This is a genomic window from Burkholderia sp. Bp9004, from assembly GCF_003858025.1.
Taxonomy (GTDB): domain Bacteria; phylum Pseudomonadota; class Gammaproteobacteria; order Burkholderiales; family Burkholderiaceae; genus Burkholderia; species Burkholderia diffusa.
Window position 1 is genome coordinate 93491 of record NZ_QTQD01000001.1, and the last position, 22137, is coordinate 115627.

Genomic DNA, 22137 nt, shown 5'->3' on the forward strand with positions numbered 1-22137 from the left:
AACCAGTATCGCCGTGCAAACACCCATCACGCTTGAGCCGTATCGCGGAGCAAAATGACGAAATCGGCACAGTGGCCGCAAGGGTCGCGAAACGCGTTCCGGACTATGCCGATTTCGTCGCCGTCCTCATCGAAAAGCCACAAGCGAATGGACGCGTGACGGAGGAAGCTATGCTCCTTTCCCCACTTCGGACGGCTCATGATGAAGCGCATCCAGATTATCGATTCGCACACGGGCGGCGAACCCACGCGGCTCGTCGTGTCCGGCTTCCCCTCGCTCGGCAACGGCACGATGGCCGAGCGCCGCGACGTGCTCGCCCGCGAGCACGATCGCTATCGCACCGCATGCATTCTCGAGCCGCGCGGCAGCGATGTGCTGGTCGGCGCGCTGCTGTGCGAACCCGTGTCGCCGGAGGCCGCGGCCGGCGTGATCTTCTTCAACAACAGCGGTTACCTCGGAATGTGCGGGCACGGCACGATCGGCGTCGTGCGCACGCTGCATCACATGGGCCGCATCGAGCCGGGCGTGCACCAGATCGAAACGCCGGTCGGCACCGTCGAGGCGACGCTGCACGATGACCTGTCGGTCAGCGTGCGCAACGTGCTCGCGTACCGCCATGCGAAGGCCGTCGACGTCGATGTGCCCGGTTACGGTCCCGTGAAGGGCGACATTGCGTGGGGCGGCAACTGGTTCTTCCTGATCAGCGATCACGGCCAGCGCGTGGCCGGCGACAACGTGGCGGCGCTGACCGCCTATTCGTCCGCGGTGCGTGCAGGGCTCGAACGCGCGGGCATCACCGGCGCGAACGGCGGCGAGATCGACCATATCGAACTGTTCGCGGACGATCCCGAGCACGACAGCCGCAGCTTCGTGCTGTGCCCGGGCCATGCGTACGACCGTTCCCCGTGCGGCACCGGCACGAGCGCGAAGCTCGCGTGCCTCGCGGCCGACGGTAAGCTCGAACCGGGCGTCGTGTGGCGGCAGGCGAGCGTGATCGGCAGCGTATTCCAGGCGAGCTACGCGCAGGCCGACGGCGGCATCGTGCCGACGATTCGCGGCAGCGCGCACCTGAGCGCGGAAGCGACGCTGCTGATCGAGGAAGACGATCCGTTCGGCTGGGGCATCGTGTCGTGAGCGAGACCCGGACCGACGTCGTCGTGATCGGCGCCGGCATCGTCGGCGCGGCGTGTGCGCATGAGCTCGCGCAGCGCGGGCTGCGCGTGCTTGTCGTCGACGACGCGAGCGGCGGCGCGACCGGCGCCGGCATGGGGCACCTCGTCGCGATGGACGACAACGCGGCGGAGCTCGCGCTGAGCCATTACTCGATCGAATTGTGGCGCGCGCTCGCCGGCGAGATGCCCGAAGGCTGCGCTTACCGCAACTGCGGCACGCTGTGGCTCGCGGCCGATGCGCACGAGATGGACCTCGCGCGCACCAAGCAGGCGACGCTCGCCGCGCATGGCGTGGCGGGCGAGCTGATCGACGCGGCGACGCTCGCGGGGCTGGAGCCGATGCTGCGCGCGGGCCTCGGCGGCGCGCTGAAGATCCCCGGCGACGCGATTCTCTATGCGCCCGTCGCCGCGAGCTGGCTGTTGCAGCGCGCGCCGGGCATCACGTTGCGGCGCGATTGCGCGGTGGCGGTCGACGGCCCGAGCGTGACGCTCGCGAGCGGCGACACGCTGCGAGCGGAGCGCGTCGTCGTCGCGAACGGCGTCGCCGCGCGCATGCTGTTGCCCGAATTGCCGCTGCGCCCGAAGAAGGGTCATCTGCTCATCACCGATCGCTACCCGGGCCAGGTGTCGCACCAGCTCGTCGAGCTCGGCTATGCGGCGAGCGCGCACGCGAGCGACGGCACGTCGGTCGCATTCAACGTCCAGCCGCGGCCTACCGGCCAACTGCTGATCGGCTCGTCGCGCCAGTTCGACACCGAGGACACGCGCGTCGAGCCGCCGGTCCTCGCGCGCATGCTGCGCCGCGCGGCCGGGTACCTGCCGGATCTGGCAGACCTGAACGGAATTCGCGCATGGACGGGCTTCCGTTCGGCGAGCCCCGACGGTCTGCCGCTGCTCGGCGAGCATCCGGCGCGGCCGGGCGTATGGCTCGCGGTCGGGCACGAAGGGCTCGGCGTGACGACCGCGCCGGGCAGTGCGCGGCTCGTCGCCGCGCTGATGACCGGCGAACGGCCGCCCATCGACATCGAACCGTATTTGCCGGGACGTTTCCTGACGACGTCCCCCGTAGCCGGAGCGCTTTCTTCATGATCATTCATCTGGACGGCCGCGCGCTGACGGTGGCCGACGGCGCGACCGTCGCGGCCGCCGTCGCGGCGAGCGGCGACGACACGACGCGCGTGTCGTGCACGGGTGCGGCGCGCGCGCCGTTTTGCGGTATGGGCATCTGCCAGGAGTGCAGGATGACGATTGACGGCCGCCGTCGTCTGGCTTGCCAGACGCTGTGCCGCGACGGGATGCGGGTGGAGCGCACGCGATGAAACAGGAACGACTCAGCGTCGACGTCGCCATCGTCGGCGCGGGCCCGGCCGGATTGTCGGCCGCGCGGGCCGCCGCCCGAAGCGGCGCGACGATCGCGATCGTCGACGACAACCCGCGCGCGGGCGGGCAGATCTGGCGCCAGGCGGCGGCCGCGACGCCGGTGCCGGCCGCGGCGGAACGCCTTGCCGTGCTGCGTCAGCCGAACGTCACGCATCTGGCGGGCACGCGCATCGTCGCCGAGACGCAGCCGGGCACGCTGCTGCTGGAGGACGACGAGCGCGGGTTCCTGCTCGAATTCCGCACCCTGATCGTGTGCTGCGGCGCGCGCGAGCTGCTGCTGCCGTTCCCCGGCTGGACGCTGCCGGGCGTGACCGGCGCCGGCGGCCTGCAGGCGCTGATCAAGTACGGTCTCGACGTGCGCGGGCAGCGCACCGTGATCGCCGGCAGCGGCCCGCTGCTGCTCGCGAGCGCGGCGACGGCCCGTCAGGCCGGCGCGCAGGTGTCGCACGTGCTCGAACAGGCTGCGTGGAGCGATGTTGCCGGTTTCGGCGCGGGGTTGTGGCGCTGGCCGTCGAAACTCGCGCAGGCCGCGAAGCTCGTCACGGCCGCCTATCGGCCCGGCGCACACGTCGTGGAAGCGTTCGGCGACAAGCGGCTCGAACGCGTGCGGATTCGGCAGGGCGAGCGTGAATTCGAGGTCGACTGCGACCGGCTCGCGTGCGGTTTTGGCCTCGTGCCGAACACCGTGCTGCCGAGCCACCTCGGCTGCCGGATCGAGAACGGCGCGGTCGTGGTCGACGCGCACCAGCGCACGAGCCGCGACGGCTGTTTCGCCGCAGGCGAGTGCACGGGTGTCGGCGGCAGCGAACTGGCGATGGTCGAAGGCGAGATCGCCGGCTGCGCGGCCACCGGGCAGACGGCACCGCTGGCCGCGCTGTTTGCGCAGCGCGCGCGCTGGCAGGGATTCGCGGACGCGGTGCACGAACGCTTCGCGATCCGCGAGCCGATCCGCCGGCTCGCGCGGCCCGATACGCTGCTGTGCCGATGCGAGGGCGTGCGCTTCGACGCGGTCGCGCCGGCGTCGGGCTGGACGGCCGCGAAGCTGCAGACGCGCTGCGGAATGGGCGCATGCCAGGGCCGCGTGTGCGGTGCGGCCGCGCAGGCGCTGTTCGGCTGGACGCCACCAGTCCCGCGCACGCCGCTCGTGCCCGCGCGGGTCGGCACGCTGATGCTGGACGACACGGTGTCCTGCGACGGCCCCTGACGCGCCACGGTGAAGTGGCCCGGTTCATGCCGGGCCGCCGCGCCGCTCATTCCACCTTCACTTTCTCCCATCCGCCCACCTGCGGCGCCGCACAGGCAAGCAGGCACTCGATCGCGGCGGCCACGGCCGCGCGATTCGCGCTGTCCGGATGCCAGTACATCGACACCGCGCCCTGTCCCTCGAGCCGCATCGGCAGGATGCGGATCGCGTTCAGTTGCTCGAAGCGCCGCGCGGCACGATGCGACGCGACGCCCAGCAGGTCGGTGTTGTTCAGCAGCGTGAGGTTCAGGATCGACGAATTCGATTCGACGCAATGCGGCGGCTGCACGCGGCCGGCGGCCGTCAGCGCGACCTGCAGCGCGTTGTGCACCGGTGTGCCGGACGGCCAGACGATCCACGAGTGGGCCAGCACCTCGTCCCAGCCGACAGCGGCCGCGCCGACGAGCGGATGATCGGGCCGCGCGACGAACACCACCGGATCGACGTACAGCGCTTCGGCGTGCAGGTGCGGATCGACGGACGCTGAGCCCGAGCGGCCGACGACGATGTCGAGTTCGCCGCGCGCGAGTTGCGGCATCAGCTGGTTCATCGTGCTCTCCGCGAGCCGCACCTGCGCGCGCGGCATCCGCTTCAGCAACTGCGATACCGCGAGCGGCACGGTATCGGCCGCCGCGACGCCCGACGTGCCGATCGTGACCAGGCCGCTGCCGCCTTCACGCAACGCGGCCATGTCGTCGCGCGCGACGTCGAGCTGCGCCTCCACGCGGCGCGCGTGCTCGATCAGCGCATCGCCGTAGGCCGTCGGCCGCAGGCCGCGCGCGTGCCGTTCGAACAGCGGCAGCCCGACGTCTTCTTCCAGTTCCTTCAGCCATTTCGACAGCGCGGGCTGGGTGGTCGCGAGCGCCGCCGCCGACTGGCTCAGGTTGCCCGTGCTGGCCAGGCTAAGCAGCACCTGGAGGTGCCGCAATCGCAGCCGGTAGGTCCAGTCCATCGCGTGCTCCGTGTCGGAAGGTATATCAAAAATAATATGGATTAGATGATTTCACCATTTTACCGGGTATGTCTGCGTCGAATATAAATGCGCTGACGGACCGAAGCACGCGGTCCCCGACCCGACACAGCGCCGACCGCGATCGGCCGCACCAAGGAGACATCATGACCAGCCGACACCCGGATACGTCGCGCGCCGACTATTACGCACGGATCGCCGAACAGCGCCTCGCGCCGTTGTGGGAGTCGCTGCACAACCTCGTGCCGAAAGCGCCGCAGCCGGCCGCGCAGGCCGCGATCTGGAAGTACGCGCAGGTGCGCGACCTGGTGATGCAGGCCGGCGGCGTGATCAGCGCGGAAGAAGCCGTGCGCCGCGTGCTGGTGCTGGAGAACCCGGGGCTGCCCGGCAAGTCGAGCATGACGCCGAGCCTGTACGCGGGCCTGCAACTGATCCTGCCGGGCGAGATCGCGCCGAGCCACCGGCATACGCAGTCGGCGCTGCGCTTCATCATCGAGGGCAAGGGCGCGTGGACCGCGGTGAACGGCGAGCGCACGACGATGCATCCGGGCGACTTCATCATCACGCCGTCGTGGGCGTGGCACGACCACGGCAACCCGTCGGCGGACGACGGCGGCGAGCCGGTCGTGTGGCTCGACGGGCTCGACATCCCGCTGGTCGGGAACCTCGACGCAGGCTTCGCGGAGAACTACCCGGAAGCCGAGCAGCCCGTCAGCCGCGCGGAAGGCGACAGCTTCGCGCGCTTCGGCCACAACATGGTGCCGGTGCGCCATCGCGCGAGCGAGCCGACGTCGCCGGTGTTCAGCTATCCGTATGCACGCACCCGCGAGGCCCTTGACGCGCTGTACCGCAACGGCGAGCTCGACGCGTGGGACGGCGTGAAGCTGCGCTACGTCAATCCCGCGACGGGCGGCTGGCCGATGCCGACGATCGCGACCTTCATGCAGTTCCTGCCGGCCGGCTTCGACGGCCGCACGTATCGCAGCACCGACGCGACGATCTACTGCGTCGTCGAAGGTAGCGGCACCGCGTACATCGGCGGCGACGCGTTCGCATTCGAGCCGCACGACATCTTCGTCGCGCCGTCATGGGCGCGGTTGCGGCTGGTGGCCTCGTCCGACAGCGTGCTGTTCAGCTATTCCGACCGGCCGGTGCTGTCCGCGCTGAACCTGTTGCGCGAAGCGCGCGACTGACGCCGCCGATTGGCCCGAGTGGCCCGATTCTCCCGATATCCCCGATTCGTCCGATGCGCCGCGAAGGCGGCGCGCGGTCCTTCCTTCATGCCTACGCTGGAGCCGTTCATGACTTACGTTTTCCCGCCCGAAGCGCCAGTGGCGCTTCCCGTCGCCGGCAGCGACGCCCGCTTCGCGGTACGCCGCGTGTACTGCGTCGGCCGCAACTACGCGGCCCATGCGCGCGAAATGGGCTTCGATCCCGATCGCGAACCGCCGTTCTTCTTTTGCAAGCCGGCCGATTCGATCGTGCCGGTCGCCTACGGCGAAACGCTCGATTTGGCATATCCGTCGCAAACGCAGAACTATCACTACGAAGCTGAACTCGTCGCGGTGATCGGCAAGGGCGGTTCCGACATTCCGCTCGAGCGCGCGCTCGAGCACGTGTGGGGTTATGCCGTCGGCCTCGACATGACGCGCCGCGACCTGCAGATGAAGATGCGCGAGATGGGCCGTCCGTGGGAAATCGGCAAGGCGTTCGACCGTTCCGCGCCGATCGGCCCCGTGCATCCGGCGAGCGAGGTCGGTCATTTCGAGCAGGCCGGCCTGTGGCTGACGGTCAACGGCGCGACGAAGCAGAAGAGCGACGTGTCGCACCTGATCTGGTCGGTCGCGGAAACGGTGGCCGACCTGTCGAAGTTCTTCCGCCTCGAACCGGGCGACGTGATCTTCACCGGCACGCCGGAAGGCGTCGGCCCGGTGGTCAAGGGCGACGTGATGAAGGTCGGCGTCGAGCGTCTCGGCGAATTGGCCGTGCGCGTGGTCTGAAGCGCGTTCTTCGATTTCCTCGAAAGGTCACATCGTGCAACTGCATAGCTTCTTCAACAGTTCGACATCCTATCGGGTACGCATCGCGCTCGCGCTGAAAGGACTGCCGTACGACACGCTGCCCGTGAACATCCGCACGGACGAGCACCGCGAGGCTGGCTACGTCGCGCAGGTGAATCCGTCGGCGTCGGTGCCGGCGCTGGTCGATGGCGATTTTCGTCTCGGCCAGTCGCTCGCGATCATCGACTACCTCGACCAGATTCATCCGGCGCCGCGGCTGATTCCGCTGGAACCGCGGCGGCGCGCACGCGTGCTGGAATTCGCGACGCTGATCGCGTGTGACATCCATCCGGTCAACAACCTGCGCGTGCTGCGCTACCTCGACAGCGAACTGCAGGTCACGCCGCAGCAGAAGCGTGCGTGGTACCGGCACTGGATCGCGGAAGGCATGGCCAGCGCCGAGCGCCTGCTCGCACGCGCGGGCACGGGCCCGTGGTGTTTTGGCGCGGCGCCGACGCTCGCCGACATCTGCCTCGTGCCGCAGGTCGCGAACGCGCTGCGGATGGATTGCGACCTGAGCGCATATCCGCGCAGCCTCGCGGTTCATGAACACGCGCGACGCGAGCCGGCGTTCGAAGCGGCGCAGCCACAGCGGCAACCGGACTACGTCGCGTAACACGAAGGAGGAGACAGACATGGGCGAGACAAACATGACAGGCCGACGCGTACTCGTGATCGGCGGCGGCATCGGCGGGCTCGCGACGGCGCTGGCGCTCGCGCGCCAGGGCATTCGCGTGAAGCTGCTCGAACAGGCCGCGCAAATCGGCGAGATCGGCGCGGGCATCCAGCTCGCCGCGAACGCGTTCAATGCGCTCGACGCGCTGGGCGTCGGCGAGGCCGCGCGCGTGCGCGCGGTGTTCACCGACCGGCTGCAACTGATGGATGCGGTCGATGCGCGGGAAGTCGCGTGCATCGATTCGGGCGCCGCGTATCGCGCGCGCTTCGGCAACCCGTATGCGGTGATCCATCGCGCGGACATCCACCTGTCGATCTACGAGGCGGTCAAGGATCATCCGCTGATCGAATTCCGGACCAGCACGCAGGTGTGCGGGTTCGAGCAGGACGGCAACGGCGTGACCGTGATCGACCAGCATGGCGAGCGTTATCGCGCCGACGCGGTGATCGGCTGCGACGGCGTGAAGTCCGCGATCCGGCAGGCGCTGATCGGCGACGCGCATCGCGTGACGGGGCACGTCGTGTACCGCGCGGTCGTCGACGTCGACAACATGCCGAAGGATCTGCAGATCAATGCGCCGGTCGTGTGGGCTGGCCCGCATTGCCATCTCGTCCACTATCCGCTGCGGGGCGGACGGCAATACAACCTCGTCGTCACGTTCCACAGCCGCGAGCAGGAAACCTGGGGCGTGCGCGACGGCAGCAAGGAGGAAGTGCTGTCGTACTTCGACGGCATCCATCCGCTGCCGAAGCAGATGCTCGACCGGCCGACGTCGTGGAAGCGCTGGGCGACCGCCGATCGCGACCCGGTCGAACGCTGGAGCGCGGGCCGCGCGACGGTGCTCGGCGACGCCGCCCATCCGATGACGCAATACATCGCGCAGGGCGCGTGCCAGGCGCTCGAGGATGCGGTGACGCTCGGCGCGGCCGTCGCGCGGACCGATGGCGACTTCGAGGCCGCGTTCGCGCTGTACGAACACGTGCGGATTCCGCGCACCGCGCGCGTGCTGTATTCGGCGCGCGAGATGGGACGGATCTATCACGCGAAGGGTGTCGAGCGGCAGGTGCGCAACGCGCTGTGGGTCGGACGCACGCAGGCGCAGTTCTACGACGCGCTCGACTGGCTGCACGGCTGGCGCGCGCAAGATTGCCTGAAGACCGTCGCCTGACGCGCTTCAGCCCGGATCCGGCGGCGCGCATTCCAACGACATCGCGCGCGACCGCCTTCATGGAGGAGACATCATCATGGCCGATACGCTGTCCATCGACGTCAGCGAATGGATCGACCGGCATCGCGTTGCGCCGTTTCAGGTCGCGATCGTCGTGCTGTGCTTCCTGATCGTCGCGATCGACGGTTTCGACACGGCATCGATCGGATTCATCGCTCCGGTCATTCGCGCGGAATGGGGGCTGTCGCCCGCGCAGCTCGCGCCCGTATTCGGCGCGGGGCTCGCCGGGCTGATGGCCGGCGCGCTCGTGTTCGGGCCGTTCGGCGACCGGTTCGGCCGCAAGCGCCTGCTGCTCGCCTGTGTCGCGTGCTTCGGCATCGCGAGTGCGGCGTCGGCAAGTGCGGGCGGCTTGACCGAACTGATCGCGTGGCGCTTCGTGACGGGCCTCGGGCTCGGCGGCGCGATGCCGAACGCGATCACGCTGACGTCCGAGTATTGCCCCGCGCGGCGGCGCTCGCTGCTCGTCACGACGATGTTCTGCGGCTTCACGATCGGCTCGGCGCTCGGCGGGCTCGCGGCCGCGTCGCTGATCGAACGGGACGGCTGGCGCGCGGTGCTCGTCGTCGGCGGTGCCGCGCCGCTGCTGCTCCTGCCGGTGCTCGCGTGGCGACTGCCGGAATCGGTGCGCTACCTCGTCAACACCGGCGCGTCGCGCGAGCGAATCGCGGCGATGCTCGCGCGCATCGCACCGGCCCCGCAACTCGTGCACGCGTCGTTCATCGTGCCGCGCGGCAAGCCGGCCGGGTCGCCGCTCGGCCGCCTGTTCGCCGCCGACCTGCTGCGCGGCACGCTGCTGCTGTGGCTGACGTTCTTCATGAGCCTGCTCGTCATCTACCTGCTGTCGAGCTGGCTGCCCACGTTGTTGCGCACGACCGGCGCGACGCTGCAGACGGCCGCGCGCGTGACCGCGATGTTCCAGGTCGGCGGCACGCTCGGCGCGATCGTGCTCGGCTGGCTGATGGACCGCTTCGATCCGCATCGCGTGCTCGCGTGCAGCTATGCGGCGGCGGGCGTGTTCGTCGCGGCGATCGGGGTGCTGGCCGCGTCGCCGGCGGGCGCGGCACTGGCCGTGTTCGCGGCCGGCTTTTGCGTGTCGGGCTCGCAGGTCGGCGCGAATGCGCTGTCGGCCGCGTTCTATCCGACCGAATGCCGGACCACGGGCGTGAGCTGGGCGAACGGGATCGGCCGCGGCGGGTCCGTCGTCGGCTCGATGGCGGGCGGCGCGATGCTCGCGATGGGGCTGCCGCTGCCGACCGCGTTCGCATTCGTCGCGGTGCCGTGCCTGATCGCCGGGATCGCAATGCTGGTGCTTGGCGCGGTCCGGGCTGGCGCGAAGCGCGCGACGGCAGCCGAGGCAATTGCCGGCGAGCAGGCATAGTGGAGGCAGGGGGGGCGGCCATTGCCGATGGCGCCGTTCTCTGACGGCATCGAACGAAAGCACGAATATACATTATATAAATGTATATAATGTATATTCGTTAATCGTATTCCGTCACCCATCATGAATGCCGACCCTTCCACCGGGCTGCCCCAGCCCGACCAGATGCGCGCCGCCGCCGAATCGGCATGCGCGTTGCTCAAGGTGCTGTCCAATCCCGACCGGTTGCTGCTGCTGTGCGAGCTGTCGCAGGGCGAACGCTGCGTGAGCGATCTCGAGGCGCGGCTGGATATCCGCCAGCCGACGCTGTCGCAGCAGCTCGGCGTGTTGCGGGACAACGCATTGGTCCGCACGCGCCGCGAAGGCAAGAACATCCACTATTCGCTCGACAGCCCGGCCGTGATCGCGGTGATGGGCGTGTTGTACGAACAGTTCTGCGGCACGGCCGCGAAGGGGGCGCGCCATGCAGCTTGATGTCCTTCATTTCACGCCGTGGCAGTCGCTTGCAGGTGGTGTGCTGATCGGGCTTGCGGCGGCATGGCTCGTTGCGTTCAACGGGCGGATCGCCGGGATCAGCGGCATCGTCGGCGGCTTGTTCACGGCCGGTGCAGCTGAGCGCGACTGGCGTGCCGCATTCGTCGCCGGGCTGATCGCCGCGCCGCTGATGATGCGTATCGCCGGTGTCGCCGCGGCGCCGCAGGTCGATGCGGGCTGGGGCGAGTTGCTGGCGGCCGGCCTGCTGGTCGGGATCGGTACGCGCTATGCGGGCGGATGCACGAGCGGTCACGGCGTCTGCGGGCTGTCGCGTGGTGCGGCGCGATCGATCGTCGCGACGGCGGTGTTCATGGTCGCGGGGTTTGCGACCGTATTCGTGCGACGGCACGTGATCGGAGGCTGACATGCAGGCAGGATTCGCGTTTCTGGCGGGGCTGCTGTTCGGCGCCGGGCTCATCGTGTCGGGGATGGCCAATCCGCAGAAAGTGCTCGGCTTTCTCGACCTGGCAGGCCGCTGGGATCCATCGCTCGCGTTCGTGATGGCCGGCGCGATCGGCGTTGCCGTGTTCGCGTTCGCTTGGGCGAAGCGTCGGACGCGGACGTTGCTCGGCCTGCCGATCCAGTGGCCGACCGTGCGGACGATTACCGTGCGCCTCGTCGCAGGGAGCGCCGTGTTCGGCATCGGCTGGGGGCTTGCCGGGTTCTGCCCGGGGCCGGCAATCGTGTCGATCGGACTCGGGTCGGTCAAGGGCATTGCGTTCGTCGTCGCGATGTTGATCGGGATGGCGTTGTTCGAGTGGATCGAGCGCACGCGGAAGGGGCGGTAGCTGGGTAGGGTTGCTGCGGCCGAAGTTGTCGGCTCGGTCGAGTCGACCCGGCGCGGCGCCGGGACAAGTTCACGCTCGTTGCCGGGGGGGCGACACGGCGATCACATGACGATATCGGCGATGACGCGAGCCGCCGCGTCAGGGTTGCTCGCGCACTTGCCGCTCGCCGAGTAGCTGCCCGGACACCCGGTGCAGCCATGCGCGCCACACCGAGAACACGCCGGACCGAGCCTCGGGTTCCGCGACGGTTGCGGCGACCGGCCCGACACCGGCTGCGGACAATGCCACGTGACCGGCTGTCTCGATCGTCAGGCATTCGCCTTCGTCGAGCACGCGGCGAACGTAATGCGGCGTATCGGGTAACCAGTCGAGCCCGCCGTGACGCAACGTGACCGCGAGCGCGCCGTCGAGCACGATGACCTGGCTGTCCTTGTCGAACCACGCTAAGTGGCTTTGCCCGGCGTCGAGCCGGATCTCTTGCGTCCGCATGGTGAGTCCTTTTCCTGGTTGCGCGGCCCGGCGACGGCGGGGCGACAGCGTGCAATCAGGTTAAGGAAACGCGCGCCGGCAGGACAGATTCAGGGGACGGGAATCTGTTACGGTGCAGGCGACGATCTTGATCCTCTGTATCGGTGTGTTTCCCCTGAATCTGTATCTGGCGTGCGCTGGGGCGCGCGGGCACGATGACCCGCATGACGCTCATCACCGACTCGTTCAGAACACCTTTGCCGATGGCCGGCGAGCCGCTTTACGAACGACTCGCCGAGCATTACCGCCGCATCATCGCGGCGGGTACCTTGTCGCCCGGCGACCGGATGCCGTCCGTACGCGCATTCATGGCACAGCACGGCGTGAGCCTGTCGACCGCGATCCAGGCATTTCGGCGGCTCGAGGATACAGGCTGGTGCGAAGCCCGGCCGCGCTCGGGCTATTTCGTGCGGCGGCGCGCGGCCGCCGTGCTCGATACGCTGCCGGAAAGCGACGGCTCGCCGCTGAGCGTCGAGCCGCCGTTCGCGGGACTGCATGAACGCGTGTCGCGCGTGATCGATCGCGCGAATGCGATGCCCGATGCGCTGAATCTCGGCGGCGCGTCCGCGCTGGCGACGCTGTATCCGGCCGAGCGTCTGCAGACGCTGGCGATCCGGTTGCTGCGGCGCAAGCCGACGCTGCTGACCGACGCGGGGCCGGTTGGCGGGTCGCCCGAATTCCGGCAGACGATGGCAAAGCGTGCGCTGTCGTACGGCGTGGCCGTGTCGCCGGACGACGTGATGTCGACGAGCGGCGGCGTCGATGCCGTGAATCTCGCGCTGCGCGCGGTGGCACGCCCCGGCGACACGATCGCGATCGAATCGCCGGCCTTTTTCGGCTTGATCCAGCTGCTCGAAAGCCTCGGCCTGCGTGCGCTCGAGATCCCGGCCAGCCCGACGACCGGACTCTCGATCGAAGCGCTCGACGTGGCGCTGACCGCGTACCCGGACATTCGGGCCGTGGTCGTCGTGCCGAATCTGCAGAACCCGCTCGGCAGTGTGATGCCCGACGAACGCAAGGCCGCGCTGGTCGCGCTGTGCTCGCGCCGCGGGGTGGCCGTGATCGAGGACGAGCCGTATCGCGAGCTCGTGGAAGCGCCGCAGGTGGTGAAGCCCGTGAAGGCATGGGACCGTGACGGCACGGTGATCTATTGCCCGTCGTTCAACAAGGTGCTGGCGCCCGGGATGCGGCTCGGCTGGATGAGCGCGGGCCGCTGGCACGCGCGGGTGAAGATGCTCAAGTTCGCGCACAGCCGGCACAACGCCGCATTGCTGCAGGCCGTCGCGGCCGAATTCGTCGGCTCGGGCGCGTTCGATCGCCACCTGCACCGGTTTCGCGAGCAACTGCGTATGCAGCGCGATGTGACGATCGATGCGATCGCGCGCCATTTTCCGGCCGGCACGCGGATGAACCGGCCGCCCGGCGGCATGCTGCTGTGGATCGCGTTGCCGGACGGCGTGCGTTCCGAAGCATTGTTCGATGCGGCGCTGGCACGCGGGGTAAGGATCGCGCCTGGCGCGATCTTTTCGAACTCCGACCGCTTTGACGCGTATATCCGGCTTGCCTGCACGCGGGTGTTCGACACGGCACACGAAGCGGCGATCGAAACGCTCGGCCAGCTGATACGCGACGCGGCCGCCGCCGCGTAAGCGGGACAAGTGAGGAGCGGGCCGGCGCATTGGCTACCGGGCTGGGCGGTCGTGACGGGGGCACGCGCTGGCCGATCCGGCACACCGCGTTCACCCTGGACGGCCGCCGCGCGGCGACGCGCCGACGATACGATTTCGGCGATTTCATCGGCTGACCGCATGCGCGGCGAGGTGCTGGCGGATCAGCGACAGGTAGCGATCGCCGACCGAGAAGTCGCGTGCGGCACGCGGCCGTTCCGCCTGGCGTAGCGTGGCCGGCGCGCTCATGCCCAGGTACCGGCATACCGCCGACGGGAAAGGCTTGCGTGTATGCCCGAGCTGGCGCGCCGCGCGCTCGACGCGGGCGTCGCCAACCTGCGCACGCAGCCATGCCAGCACTTGGCGATCGGTGTCGTTGACGATACGGACCAGATGTTCCATCGCGCACCTCACTGTTCATAAATACAGTACTGTAAATATAACCAGTATATGAGGCGGCCGCAAGCGGGCGCGCATGCGCCTGGCCGTTCGGCCAGCGTTTAACGCACCGGCGCCGGTGTGCGGGCAGCAGGCGATCCGGTAATCCGGGCGGCAGGCGCGGCGGGCGGGATGATGTTCGCGTAGCGCGCGTCGGTCAGCGTGCCGAGGAACGCGACGATGTCGTCGATTTCCGAGTCGGTGAGTGCGGGCTGCATGCCCGGCCGGCGGTTCATCGGCGTCGAATTGACGTTGATGTTGCCGCGATAGGCGGCCGGCACGTCGTCGAACGTCCTGGCGCCGTGATACCAGTAGCCCGGGTCGGTCGAGCGCGTGTTGTAGAACGCGACCGCGTCGCGCAGCGTCGTGAACACGCCGTTGTGCATGAACGTCTGCTTGACCGCGACGTTGCGCAGCCCCGGCGTGCGCAGATAGCCACACCATTGCGTCGGCTCGGGCCAGCGCAGCCGTGCGGCCGTGTCGCACAGGCCGTTGTCGAAATGGCGCGGATCTCGGTTCGCGGGCAGCGCGCGGTTGCGCGGCACCGCGATCGCGTCGTAGCCGAAATCGGTGAAGAGCGAGCGCTCCGGCCGGCTCGACGTCTCCGTCAGCGTATGGCAACTCATGCAGTTGCCCTTGTCAGGATTGCGGAACAGCGCCAGGCCGCGCATCTCGGCCGGCGCGAGCGGCTTGCGCGTGCGCAGGTACGCGTCGAAGCGCGACGTGAACGGCGCCATGTCGTCGCTCTGCAGATACGCCTCGACGGCCGAGCCCAGCGCGCGCACCAGCTGTTCGGGGTCGCGCCGCACCGATGCGCCGAAGCGCGCGGCGAGATCGTCCGCCAGTTCGGTGCCGTCGACCTTGCGTAGCAGCGCGGCCGGCGATCGATTGTTCATCTCGTTCGGATCGAACAGCGGCCCGCGGATCTGTTCGGCGAGCGTGTCCGCGCGGCCGTCGCTGAAGAGGCCGCCGAACGGCGACGGCGCGGGCGCGTCGTCATCCTGGTAGAAGTGGCGGCGCGGCACGTAGCGCACGTAGAGCAACGACGGCGCGTTGCGCACGCTGAAGCGCCCGTGGCGGCTGCCTTCCGGCACGCCGGGCCCCGCGAGCGAAGCGGCCGACAATGTCGGCGCGAACGCGCGCCCCGGATCGTGGCAGCCCGCGCACGACATGCCGCGCGGCTCGGACAGCCGCGGATCGAAGAAGATCCGGCGGCCCAGCGCGACGAGCGTCGGATCGGGCGCGAAACGGGCGGCTGCGGCGTCGACCTTGCCGGTCACCTGCGGCGTGCCGTTGCCGATCGTGCCGACGACGCGTGACGGCGCACCGGGAAGAAGGATCGTCTCGGACAGTGTGGCATGGGCCGCGAGCGCCGCGCCGGCGAGCAGGGCGGCGGCAAGCACGCGTAGCGTCCGGCCACCGCCGGCGACCGGAACCGAGGCGCAAACCCGATGCGCGGCAGCGGTCACCGACGAAACCGTCCGCATCCGCGAGCCGGCCATCCGTCGCCGGCGGCCGGTCGAATTCGTCAGATCATCACTCAATCGAACTTCGTCACTCACGGCGCGATGAACCCCGTCTTGTCGCATGCGAGCGTGTTGCCCGACTGGTCGCACGACGCGAGCAGCTTGCCGGCCGCCGAATACGCATGGAACACCCAGCCCGTCGCCGGCGCCGCGCGTCGCTCCATGATCAGGAAACCGAAGCTGTTGTGGTGTGACAGTCGTTCGATCACGGCGCCCGGCGCGGGCGTCAGGCCGGCCGGGAATGGATCGGGCAGCGCGACGTCGAGGTTGTCGCCACCGTTGCCGGACACGATCGTCGCCGGATGCCCGGACGAGAAGTTGATCGCCTGGAAGTCGTGCACGTGCCCGTGTAGCGCGACCTGGATGCCGGGCGGGTAGTACGCCTGCGCGTTCAGGCTCGCCATCACCGACTGCAGCGCGAGGTTGCCCGGCGCCGGCGTGCTGCCGGCGATCGGCGCGAATGCGAGGATCGGATGGTGGTTCGTGAAGATCGTCGTCGACATGCCGGCCTTCGACGCGAGCGACGCGACCGTCTGGAACTGCTTCTGATAGATGCGGAACTGAGCGTCGGTCGTCTTCAGCGGATTGCGACCGACCTTCGCGGTGTCGAACACGATCACTTGCGTGCCGCCGCCGAGCGACACCGCATACGGATCCGAGTAGTTCGCGTCGTCGTCGTTGGCCGGATCGTCGCACGAACGGGCTGCCGAATACGGGTGCGGATCGAGGAAGCGGTACCAGCCCTGTCCAGCCCGTGCGCATTCCTCGTGGTTGCCGCGCACGACGACCCACGGCGCCTTCGCGAACAGCGGCGCGGCCGGGCGGAACAGGTCGGCCTGCCACGTATCCCAGCCGTAGCCCCACGGGCTGTCCTTGCAGCCGGCGATGTCGGGCGGGCACGCGTTTTCGCGGTAGTGATAGTCGCCGACGTGCAGCACGAGGTCCGGCGACAGCTTCGCGACGCTCGCCGCGATCGTGTCGAACGGCCAGACCGTCGCGTCGTTGCACGCCTGCCATGCGTTGTCGGCCTTCTTCATCCGGCAGCCGGTGTCGGCGATGATCGCGATGCGCTGCGGCTGCGCTTTCGGCAGCGGCAGCGCGCGGCCCGCGACGCTCGCCGCCTGTGCATCGGTGGGCAGCATCGCTTCGCAGACCGACACCGGGAAGCTCGACGGTTTCGAGTCGGCCGGGGCGCTCGCCGTCGGACGTTGCGCGATGGTCGCGGCGCCGGCACGCAGCGTCATGCGCGACAGCTTGCCGTCGACGGACAGCTGCGGACAAAGCGGATCGCTCGCGGACACGGGGCTGTAGTTGGTGACCACGCGTGCGATCGCCTGGTTCGCATCGCCGATCTCGACCCACGCGGCCTGAACGTTGATCGCGGCACTGGCCGGGTCGGCGGGCGTATCGATGTGATTCGAACACGCGGACAGCGCCGCGAGGGCAACAAGCGGAGCGCAGCGCACGAACAGCGCGCGGGAGAGGAGTCGTCGCATGGGAGGCACCGTAGGAAAGCCGTCAACGATACGGAACACGAATGTAAGAATTGTGAAGGATGGGGTGCGAAGACCGACGCGGCGCGCGAGTCGTGCCGCGTTCGCAGGCTTGACCTCAAGCCGGCTTGAAGCAGCATAGTTCGGATCACGGTCAACGATGCGGACAAAAGGAGAATCGACGATGGAAGGAAACCGGACAAACGAAGCGCAGTCTGCGCTATGGAATGGCCCGTCGGGGCTGGCATGGGTCGACGCGCAGCGCTCGCTCGACCGAATGTTCGAGCCGTTCGAGGTATTGCTCGCGGATGGGGCGGTGGCGGCGTCCGCGAGCAGCGTGCTCGACGTCGGCTGCGGTACCGGCGCGGTGACGCTCGCGATCGCACGGCGGATTGGCGCGCACGCGCACTGTACGGGCCTGGATATTTCGGCGCAGATGATCGCCGCTGCACGGGCACGCGTCGAACGCGAGGGCGTTGATGCCGACTTCGTGCATGCCGATGCGCAGACGCATGCGTTTGCGCCGGGGCAGTTCGATCTGATCGTGTCGCGCTTCGGTGTGATGTTCTTCGACGATCCGGTGCAGGCCTTCGCGAACCTGCGGCACGCGGCGCGCCCGAACGCGCAACTGCGATTCGTCGCATGGCGCGGCGCCGCCGACAATCCGTTCATGACGACGGCAGAGCGTGTCGCGGCGCCATTGCTGCCCGCCATGCCGGCGCGGCAGCCGGGGGCGCCGGGACAATTCGCGTTCGGCGACCGGCAACGGATCGCGTCGGTATTGTCGGACAGCGGCTGGGCCGACATCGCGATCGAGCCGATCGATATCGCGTGCGCGTTGCCGGTGTCCGAGCTGGACGACTACATCGCGCGACTGGGGCCGGTCGGGCTCGCGCTTCGTCAGGTGGACGACGCGACGCGCCGGCGCGTGATCGATACGGTTCGCGCTGCGTTCGGGCGCTATGTGCAGGACGCGAACCTTTGCTTCGACGCGGCGTGCTGGCTCGTCACCGCGCGGGCGCCGTCTGCATGATGCATCGGGAAAATGGCGGCAGCCCGTTGTTCGGCATGCGTGTTGCCGTTCATGCGTGACGAGGCTGCGGCGCCGTGCAAAAGGCAGGTATCAGTCGCGCCTCGCACGCAACATCAGCCAGGCGCAGCCGGCCGCCACGAGCGCGAGCCCGAGCAGCACCGCCTCGACGCCGAGTGCGAAACCGGGCGGCATCTCGCCGCTGTTCGGCACGGGCGACAGGTTGGCGGTGATCGCGATCGCGCCGCCGGCCAGCAGCGCGATGCAGAAGATCCAGTAAGCCTTGCCGCGCGGGGCGGCAGTGCGGATCCGCCACAGCGCAAGGCCGACGCCGCCGAGGTAAAGCACCGCGAGCGTCGCGAGCGCGATGAAATCGCCGGTGCGATTGTTCAGGAGGCTGCTCATGGCATGGCTCCGTCGGCTGCCGCGCGTCGGCTCGACGAGAGGAACGCAGCGGTCGGATTCATTCGGCCTCCGTTGCGTGTCCCGGCGCGCGGCTCAGCAGATGCGTACGCTGGTCGGCTGCTAGCGAGACGTAGCGTTCGTATTGACGCAGTACGTCAGCGATCAGTTCGTCGCCGCGCAGATATTCGATGTCGTACCCGAGCCGGCCGTCCTCGAAGAACGTGACGATGCCGTACACGTGCGGACGCTCGGCATCCGGCTCGGCCGCTTCGCGTACCAGGAAGGCCGCCGCGGATTTCGCCGTCACGCGCGCGCCGTAGACGAAATCGCGGTGTTCCGCGGTCGGCACGGTCAGCCGCACCGCGTCGTCGCTGTCGCGCTGCACGTGTGCGTCGACGCCGCTCGAACGCAACTCGTCGGCGACCTTGCGCAGCGCGGGCTCGACGGTTTCCGCGACGAACTGGCGTGCGTCGGCTTCGGTCGTCTGCCGCAGGATGTGGGTCAGGCGATGGCGCCAGTGCTGGCCGGTCCAGAAGCTCGTCGCGGGCGCGACGTCCTGGGAATAGTGCGCGCGATCGGCCGCGAGCCCGCGCCACAGCCCGTAACACAGCGCGAGCATGATCAAGGCGACCGGTAATGCGGCGATCAACGTCATCGCCTGCAGCGCGCCGAGCCCGCCCGCGACCAGTAGCACGGCCGCCGTCACGCCCAGCAGCGCAGCCCAGAACAGCCGCTGCCAGACCGGCGAATGCGCGGTGCCGCGCGTCGCGATCTGGTCGATTACGAATGCGCCGGAATCGGCGGACGTGACGAAGAACACCGCGATCAGCACGATCGCGACGATCGACAGCAACTGCGGAAGCGGCAGGAAATCGAAGAAACGGAACAGCAACGCATCGACACTGCCGGCCGTTTGCGCGAGCGCGCCGGCCGCGCCATGCGTGTCGAGCCAGATCGCGCTGTTGCCGAACACGGTCATCCACACGAGATTGAATGCGGTCGGCACGAGCAACACACCGATCACGAACTGGCGGATCGTGCGGCCGCGCGAGATGCGCGCGATGAACATGCCGACGAACGGTGACCACGATACCCACCATGCCCAGTAGAGGATCGTCCAGCCGCCGAACCAGCCTTCCTCGCGCGGCGGCGCGTACGCATAGGTGCGGAACGACAGGTCGACGAGATTCGACAGGTACTGGCCGATGTTGTCGCCGAGCGCGCGCAGCAGGAACGACGTCGGGCCCGCGACGACCACGAACGCGAGCAACAGGAACGCCAGCAGCAGGTTCAGCTCGGACAGCCGCCGCACGCCCTTGTCGAGACCGCTCGCGGCCGATGCGCCGGCCAGGATCACGACGATCACGACGAGCCCGATGCGGAACGCGTTGCCACTCGTGTCCCAACCGGCGACCGTATGCAGGCCCGCGCTCAACTGCATCACGCCGTAGCCGAGCGTCGTCGCGATGCCCGCGACCGTGCCGACCAGCGCGAACGCGTCGACCGCGTGGCCGATCCAGCCGTTCACGCGCTCGCGCAGCACCGGATACAGGCCGGAGCGCAGCGTCAGCGGCAAGTTGTAGCGGAATCCGAAATATGCGAGCACGAGCCCCATCAGCCCGTAGATCGCCCACGCATGAAAGCCCCAGTGGAAGAAGGTCATCAGCATCGCCTCGCGCGCGGCTGCCGGCGTGCCGGGGTCGACGGTCGGCGGCTTCAGGAAGTGCTGCATCGGCTCGCCAACCCCGAAGTACATGAGGCCGATGCCCATGCCCGCCGCGAACAGCATGGCTGTCCACGACAGGAAGCTGAACTCGGGCTCGGCGTCGTCGGGGCCGAGCCGGATGTTGCCGAAGTCGCTTGCCGCGATCAGCACGAGGAACACGAGGAACGTGGTGACGGCGAGTACGTAGAACCAGTCGAAGCGCGCGACGACCCATTGCTGGCCGGAGGAGAAGAGCGCGCCTGCTTCGTTCGGGCGCAGCGCACACACGACGAGCAGTGCACCGATGACCGCGAGCGCGGGCAGCACGACCTGCGGCTTGAATGTCGTGCGGGGCGAGGAACGGGAATCTGGCATGGCTGGCATCCAGTTGTGGGCGCAACGAGGCGCGACGCCGCCCGGCGCGCATGGCGCGCGACGGACCCTGATACGGCGTGCGCCGAGTGTACCGCGGTGTCAGGACTGCATGAAGGGATATGCAGCAGGGATAAACCTGACGAATTGTAAGGTATCGGGGCGATCGCGAAAACCCGCACGCTGCGCGCGGCGTGCGAAAGAGGTGGACGACGAACGTCAACCGGCGCCCCGGACGATGCCGGATCGTCCGGGGCTCGAGCAGGGGAAACGCAGCCGTACGGGTTCAGAACGTCATGGCGATCCCGGCCATGCCGACGAACTGGCCGTGCGTCGTCGACGGCGTGAGCTGCTGCGAATCGCCGACGATCGGCGCCGCGTCGACGATATGGCCGGCGCCCAGAGCGCCGAGCGTCCGCCCGCTCGAATGCGTGTACGCCTGCAGCGCATAGAGCGTCGTGCGCTTCGACAGGCTGTACGACTCCTTCAGCGAATACTGCTGGTAACGGGCCGCGTCCGACACGCCGTTCGCCTGCGACGCGAGCGTGTACGCGAACGCGCCGGCCACCGAGAAGGTCGGCGTGAAGCGGTACGCGGCGAGCGCGCCGTAGGTGTTGAACACGGCCGTGTCCGTGAACGCGGAGCCGTTGCCGGGCAGGTACTTCACGTTCGAGTAGTTGAGGCCCATCGTCAGGTTGCCGAGCGTGTAGTTGCCGGCCGCTGCGACCTGCTCGACGGCCTTCGCGGTCAGGTAGCCCTGGTTCAGCACGGACACCGCGAAGCTGCCCGAAGCCGAGGTCGCCGGATTGAGGAAGCCCGCCGACGAGCCCGAGCTGTTGATGCGCAGGTAGCCGGCCGCGATCCCGACCGGCCCGTTCGCATAGCGCAGCGCGGCGCTGAACGTGTTGCCCTTGCCGGTCGCGCCGGCGATGCCGCCGAACGCGTACATCGCGCTCGCGGTCAGCCCGGAGAAGGTCGGCGACGTGTAGGTGACGGAATTGTTGACGCGGATCGTCGTGTCGAGCCCGTCGATGTCGCCCGGATGCGCGCCCGTCGCGCCGGTCAGCCAGCTGCTCGACGCGTACGGGCCGACCAGCAGGAAGTACGGCGTGTACTGGCGGCCGGCCGTCACCGTGCCGTAATAATCGTTGCGCAGCCCGACGAAGGCCTGGCGGTTGAAGATCGTGCCGGCGGCGGCTTGCGCGCCGGTGTTCAGGTTGAAGCCGGATTGCAGGTCGAAGATCGCGTGCGTGCCGCCGCCGAGATCCTCGTCGCCGCGCAGCCCGAACTTCGACGCATACAGGTTGCCGTCGCGCATGTAAATGTTCGAGTGGCCCTGCTGGTTGTTGACGTACGCGAGCGAATCGTCGACCACGCCGTACAGCGTCACGCTGCTCTGCGCACGGGCGGCGGAAGCGCCGAGCGACGCGGCCGATAAAATCAGGATTGCAGAATAGTTGTGCGATGCTTTCATTAACGATCTCCAAGTCTCTTCAAGGGGCGGGAGGCTGATCGGCCTCCTCTTTGGTGGAGGGGCGGGCCGT

23 protein-coding genes are annotated in these 22137 nt (G+C 68.7%); 15 read left to right on the plus strand and 8 right to left on the minus strand.

The features are described 5' to 3' along the window. The first annotated feature begins 201 nt into the window (after positions 1-201). Genes DIE08_RS00390 through DIE08_RS00405 form a run of 4 tightly spaced genes read left to right on the plus strand, consistent with a single transcriptional unit; the run spans position 202 to position 3756 of the window. Positions 202-1134: a 4-hydroxyproline epimerase gene (locus tag DIE08_RS00390; RefSeq protein ID WP_059607857.1), complete on the plus strand. Its 933-nt coding sequence runs from the start codon at positions 202-204 to the stop codon at positions 1132-1134. Next, the gene (locus tag DIE08_RS00395) at positions 1131-2261 is read left to right on the plus strand and encodes an FAD-binding oxidoreductase (RefSeq protein WP_124900622.1); all 1131 of its coding nucleotides are present in this window, start codon (positions 1131-1133) and stop codon (positions 2259-2261) included. The genes DIE08_RS00390 and DIE08_RS00395 overlap by 4 nt, the downstream gene beginning before the upstream one ends. Continuing rightward, on the plus strand, positions 2258-2491 hold the full coding sequence (locus DIE08_RS00400) for a 2Fe-2S iron-sulfur cluster-binding protein (protein ID WP_011658575.1): 234 nt from the start codon (positions 2258-2260) through the stop codon (positions 2489-2491). Before DIE08_RS00395 ends, DIE08_RS00400 begins: the two co-directional genes overlap by 4 nt. Further along, the gene (locus DIE08_RS00405) at positions 2488-3756 is read left to right on the plus strand and encodes an FAD/NAD(P)-binding oxidoreductase (protein WP_124900624.1); all 1269 of its coding nucleotides are present in this window, start codon (positions 2488-2490) and stop codon (positions 3754-3756) included. The genes DIE08_RS00400 and DIE08_RS00405 overlap by 4 nt, the downstream gene beginning before the upstream one ends. 46 nt (positions 3757-3802) lie before the next feature. On the opposite strand, the gene DIE08_RS00410 is transcribed toward DIE08_RS00405, so the two are convergent. Then, positions 3803-4747 carry a LysR substrate-binding domain-containing protein gene (locus DIE08_RS00410; RefSeq protein ID WP_124900626.1) on the minus strand — a complete coding sequence of 315 codons (945 nt, stop codon included), beginning with the start codon at positions 4745-4747 and terminating at the stop codon, positions 3803-3805. A gap of 164 nt (positions 4748-4911) precedes the next feature. On the opposite strand from DIE08_RS00410, the gene gtdA reads away from it, so the two are divergent. The 8 genes from gtdA to DIE08_RS00450 all read left to right on the plus strand — a co-directional run bounded on the left by gtdA (position 4912) and on the right by DIE08_RS00450 (position 11429). Further along, a complete protein-coding gene (gene gtdA, locus DIE08_RS00415; RefSeq protein WP_124900628.1) occupies positions 4912-5958 on the plus strand; it encodes a gentisate 1,2-dioxygenase in 1047 nt (348 codons plus the stop codon). A gap of 108 nt (positions 5959-6066) precedes the next feature. Continuing rightward, complete coding sequence (locus DIE08_RS00420) at positions 6067-6765, plus strand: fumarylacetoacetate hydrolase family protein (protein ID WP_124900630.1); 699 nt, start codon at positions 6067-6069, stop codon at positions 6763-6765. A 34-nt stretch (positions 6766-6799) separates the two neighbouring features. Continuing rightward, a complete protein-coding gene (gene maiA, locus DIE08_RS00425) occupies positions 6800-7441 on the plus strand; it encodes a maleylacetoacetate isomerase (RefSeq protein ID WP_124900632.1) in 642 nt (213 codons plus the stop codon). A gap of 19 nt (positions 7442-7460) precedes the next feature. Beyond that, positions 7461-8669 (plus strand): 3-hydroxybenzoate 6-monooxygenase, encoded by a 1209-nt coding sequence (locus DIE08_RS00430; RefSeq protein WP_124900634.1) that lies wholly within the window; start codon positions 7461-7463, stop codon positions 8667-8669. A 76-nt stretch (positions 8670-8745) separates the two neighbouring features. Beyond that, positions 8746-10107, plus strand: a complete 1362-nt coding sequence (locus DIE08_RS00435) for an aromatic acid/H+ symport family MFS transporter (RefSeq protein ID WP_124900636.1) — start codon at positions 8746-8748, stop codon at positions 10105-10107. Positions 10108-10230: 123 nt separating this feature from the next. Then, on the plus strand, positions 10231-10581 hold the full coding sequence (locus tag DIE08_RS00440; RefSeq protein ID WP_124628716.1) for a helix-turn-helix transcriptional regulator: 351 nt from the start codon (positions 10231-10233) through the stop codon (positions 10579-10581). Next, entirely contained in the window at positions 10571-11005 is a 435-nt protein-coding gene (locus tag DIE08_RS00445) for a YeeE/YedE family protein (RefSeq protein WP_124900638.1), read from the plus strand. The genes DIE08_RS00440 and DIE08_RS00445 overlap by 11 nt, the downstream gene beginning before the upstream one ends. A gap of 1 nt (position 11006) precedes the next feature. Further along, positions 11007-11429, plus strand: coding sequence for a DUF6691 family protein (locus tag DIE08_RS00450; protein WP_124628712.1), 423 nt, complete (start codon positions 11007-11009; stop codon positions 11427-11429). Positions 11430-11567: 138 nt separating this feature from the next. Here the strand turns inward: DIE08_RS00450 and DIE08_RS00455 are convergent, their stop codons facing one another. Beyond that, on the minus strand, positions 11568-11918 hold the full coding sequence (locus DIE08_RS00455; RefSeq protein ID WP_124628710.1) for a hypothetical protein: 351 nt from the start codon (positions 11916-11918) through the stop codon (positions 11568-11570). 194 nt (positions 11919-12112) lie between these two features. On the opposite strand from DIE08_RS00455, the gene DIE08_RS00460 reads away from it, so the two are divergent. Both DIE08_RS00460 and DIE08_RS35950 read left to right on the plus strand, forming a co-directional pair. Further along, positions 12113-13606 (plus strand): PLP-dependent aminotransferase family protein, encoded by a 1494-nt coding sequence (locus DIE08_RS00460; protein ID WP_124900640.1) that lies wholly within the window; start codon positions 12113-12115, stop codon positions 13604-13606. A 29-nt stretch (positions 13607-13635) separates the two neighbouring features. Next, entirely contained in the window at positions 13636-13761 is a 126-nt protein-coding gene (locus tag DIE08_RS35950; RefSeq protein ID WP_260436440.1) for a hypothetical protein, read from the plus strand. On the opposite strand, the gene DIE08_RS00465 is transcribed toward DIE08_RS35950, so the two are convergent. The 3 genes from DIE08_RS00465 to DIE08_RS00475 form a co-directional block, all read right to left on the minus strand. Further along, a complete protein-coding gene (locus DIE08_RS00465) occupies positions 13751-14026 on the minus strand; it encodes a hypothetical protein (RefSeq protein WP_057928306.1) in 276 nt (91 codons plus the stop codon). The two genes, DIE08_RS35950 and DIE08_RS00465, sit on opposite strands and share 11 nt — an antisense overlap. A 98-nt stretch (positions 14027-14124) precedes the next feature. Next, positions 14125-15450 carry a cytochrome-c peroxidase gene (locus DIE08_RS00470; protein ID WP_260436446.1) on the minus strand — a complete coding sequence of 442 codons (1326 nt, stop codon included), beginning with the start codon at positions 15448-15450 and terminating at the stop codon, positions 14125-14127. Positions 15451-15620: 170 nt separating this feature from the next. Continuing rightward, positions 15621-17084 carry a metallophosphoesterase gene (locus DIE08_RS00475; RefSeq protein WP_124628698.1) on the minus strand — a complete coding sequence of 488 codons (1464 nt, stop codon included), beginning with the start codon at positions 17082-17084 and terminating at the stop codon, positions 15621-15623. Between the two features lie 181 nt (positions 17085-17265). Between DIE08_RS00475 and DIE08_RS00480 the strand changes: the two genes are divergently transcribed. Further along, the gene (locus DIE08_RS00480; protein ID WP_124900644.1) at positions 17266-18114 is read left to right on the plus strand and encodes a class I SAM-dependent methyltransferase; all 849 of its coding nucleotides are present in this window, start codon (positions 17266-17268) and stop codon (positions 18112-18114) included. A 90-nt stretch (positions 18115-18204) separates the two neighbouring features. On the opposite strand, the gene DIE08_RS00485 is transcribed toward DIE08_RS00480, so the two are convergent. The 3 genes from DIE08_RS00485 to DIE08_RS00495 all read right to left on the minus strand — a co-directional run bounded on the left by DIE08_RS00485 (position 18205) and on the right by DIE08_RS00495 (position 22067). Continuing rightward, entirely contained in the window at positions 18205-18516 is a 312-nt protein-coding gene (locus DIE08_RS00485) for a hypothetical protein (protein ID WP_124900646.1), read from the minus strand. Between the two features lie 58 nt (positions 18517-18574). Further along, complete coding sequence (locus tag DIE08_RS00490; RefSeq protein ID WP_124628692.1) at positions 18575-20596, minus strand: BCCT family transporter; 2022 nt, start codon at positions 20594-20596, stop codon at positions 18575-18577. 283 nt (positions 20597-20879) lie between these two features. Continuing rightward, positions 20880-22067, minus strand: coding sequence for a porin (locus DIE08_RS00495; RefSeq protein WP_124900648.1), 1188 nt, complete (start codon positions 22065-22067; stop codon positions 20880-20882). Between the last annotated feature and the right edge of the window lie 70 nt (positions 22068-22137).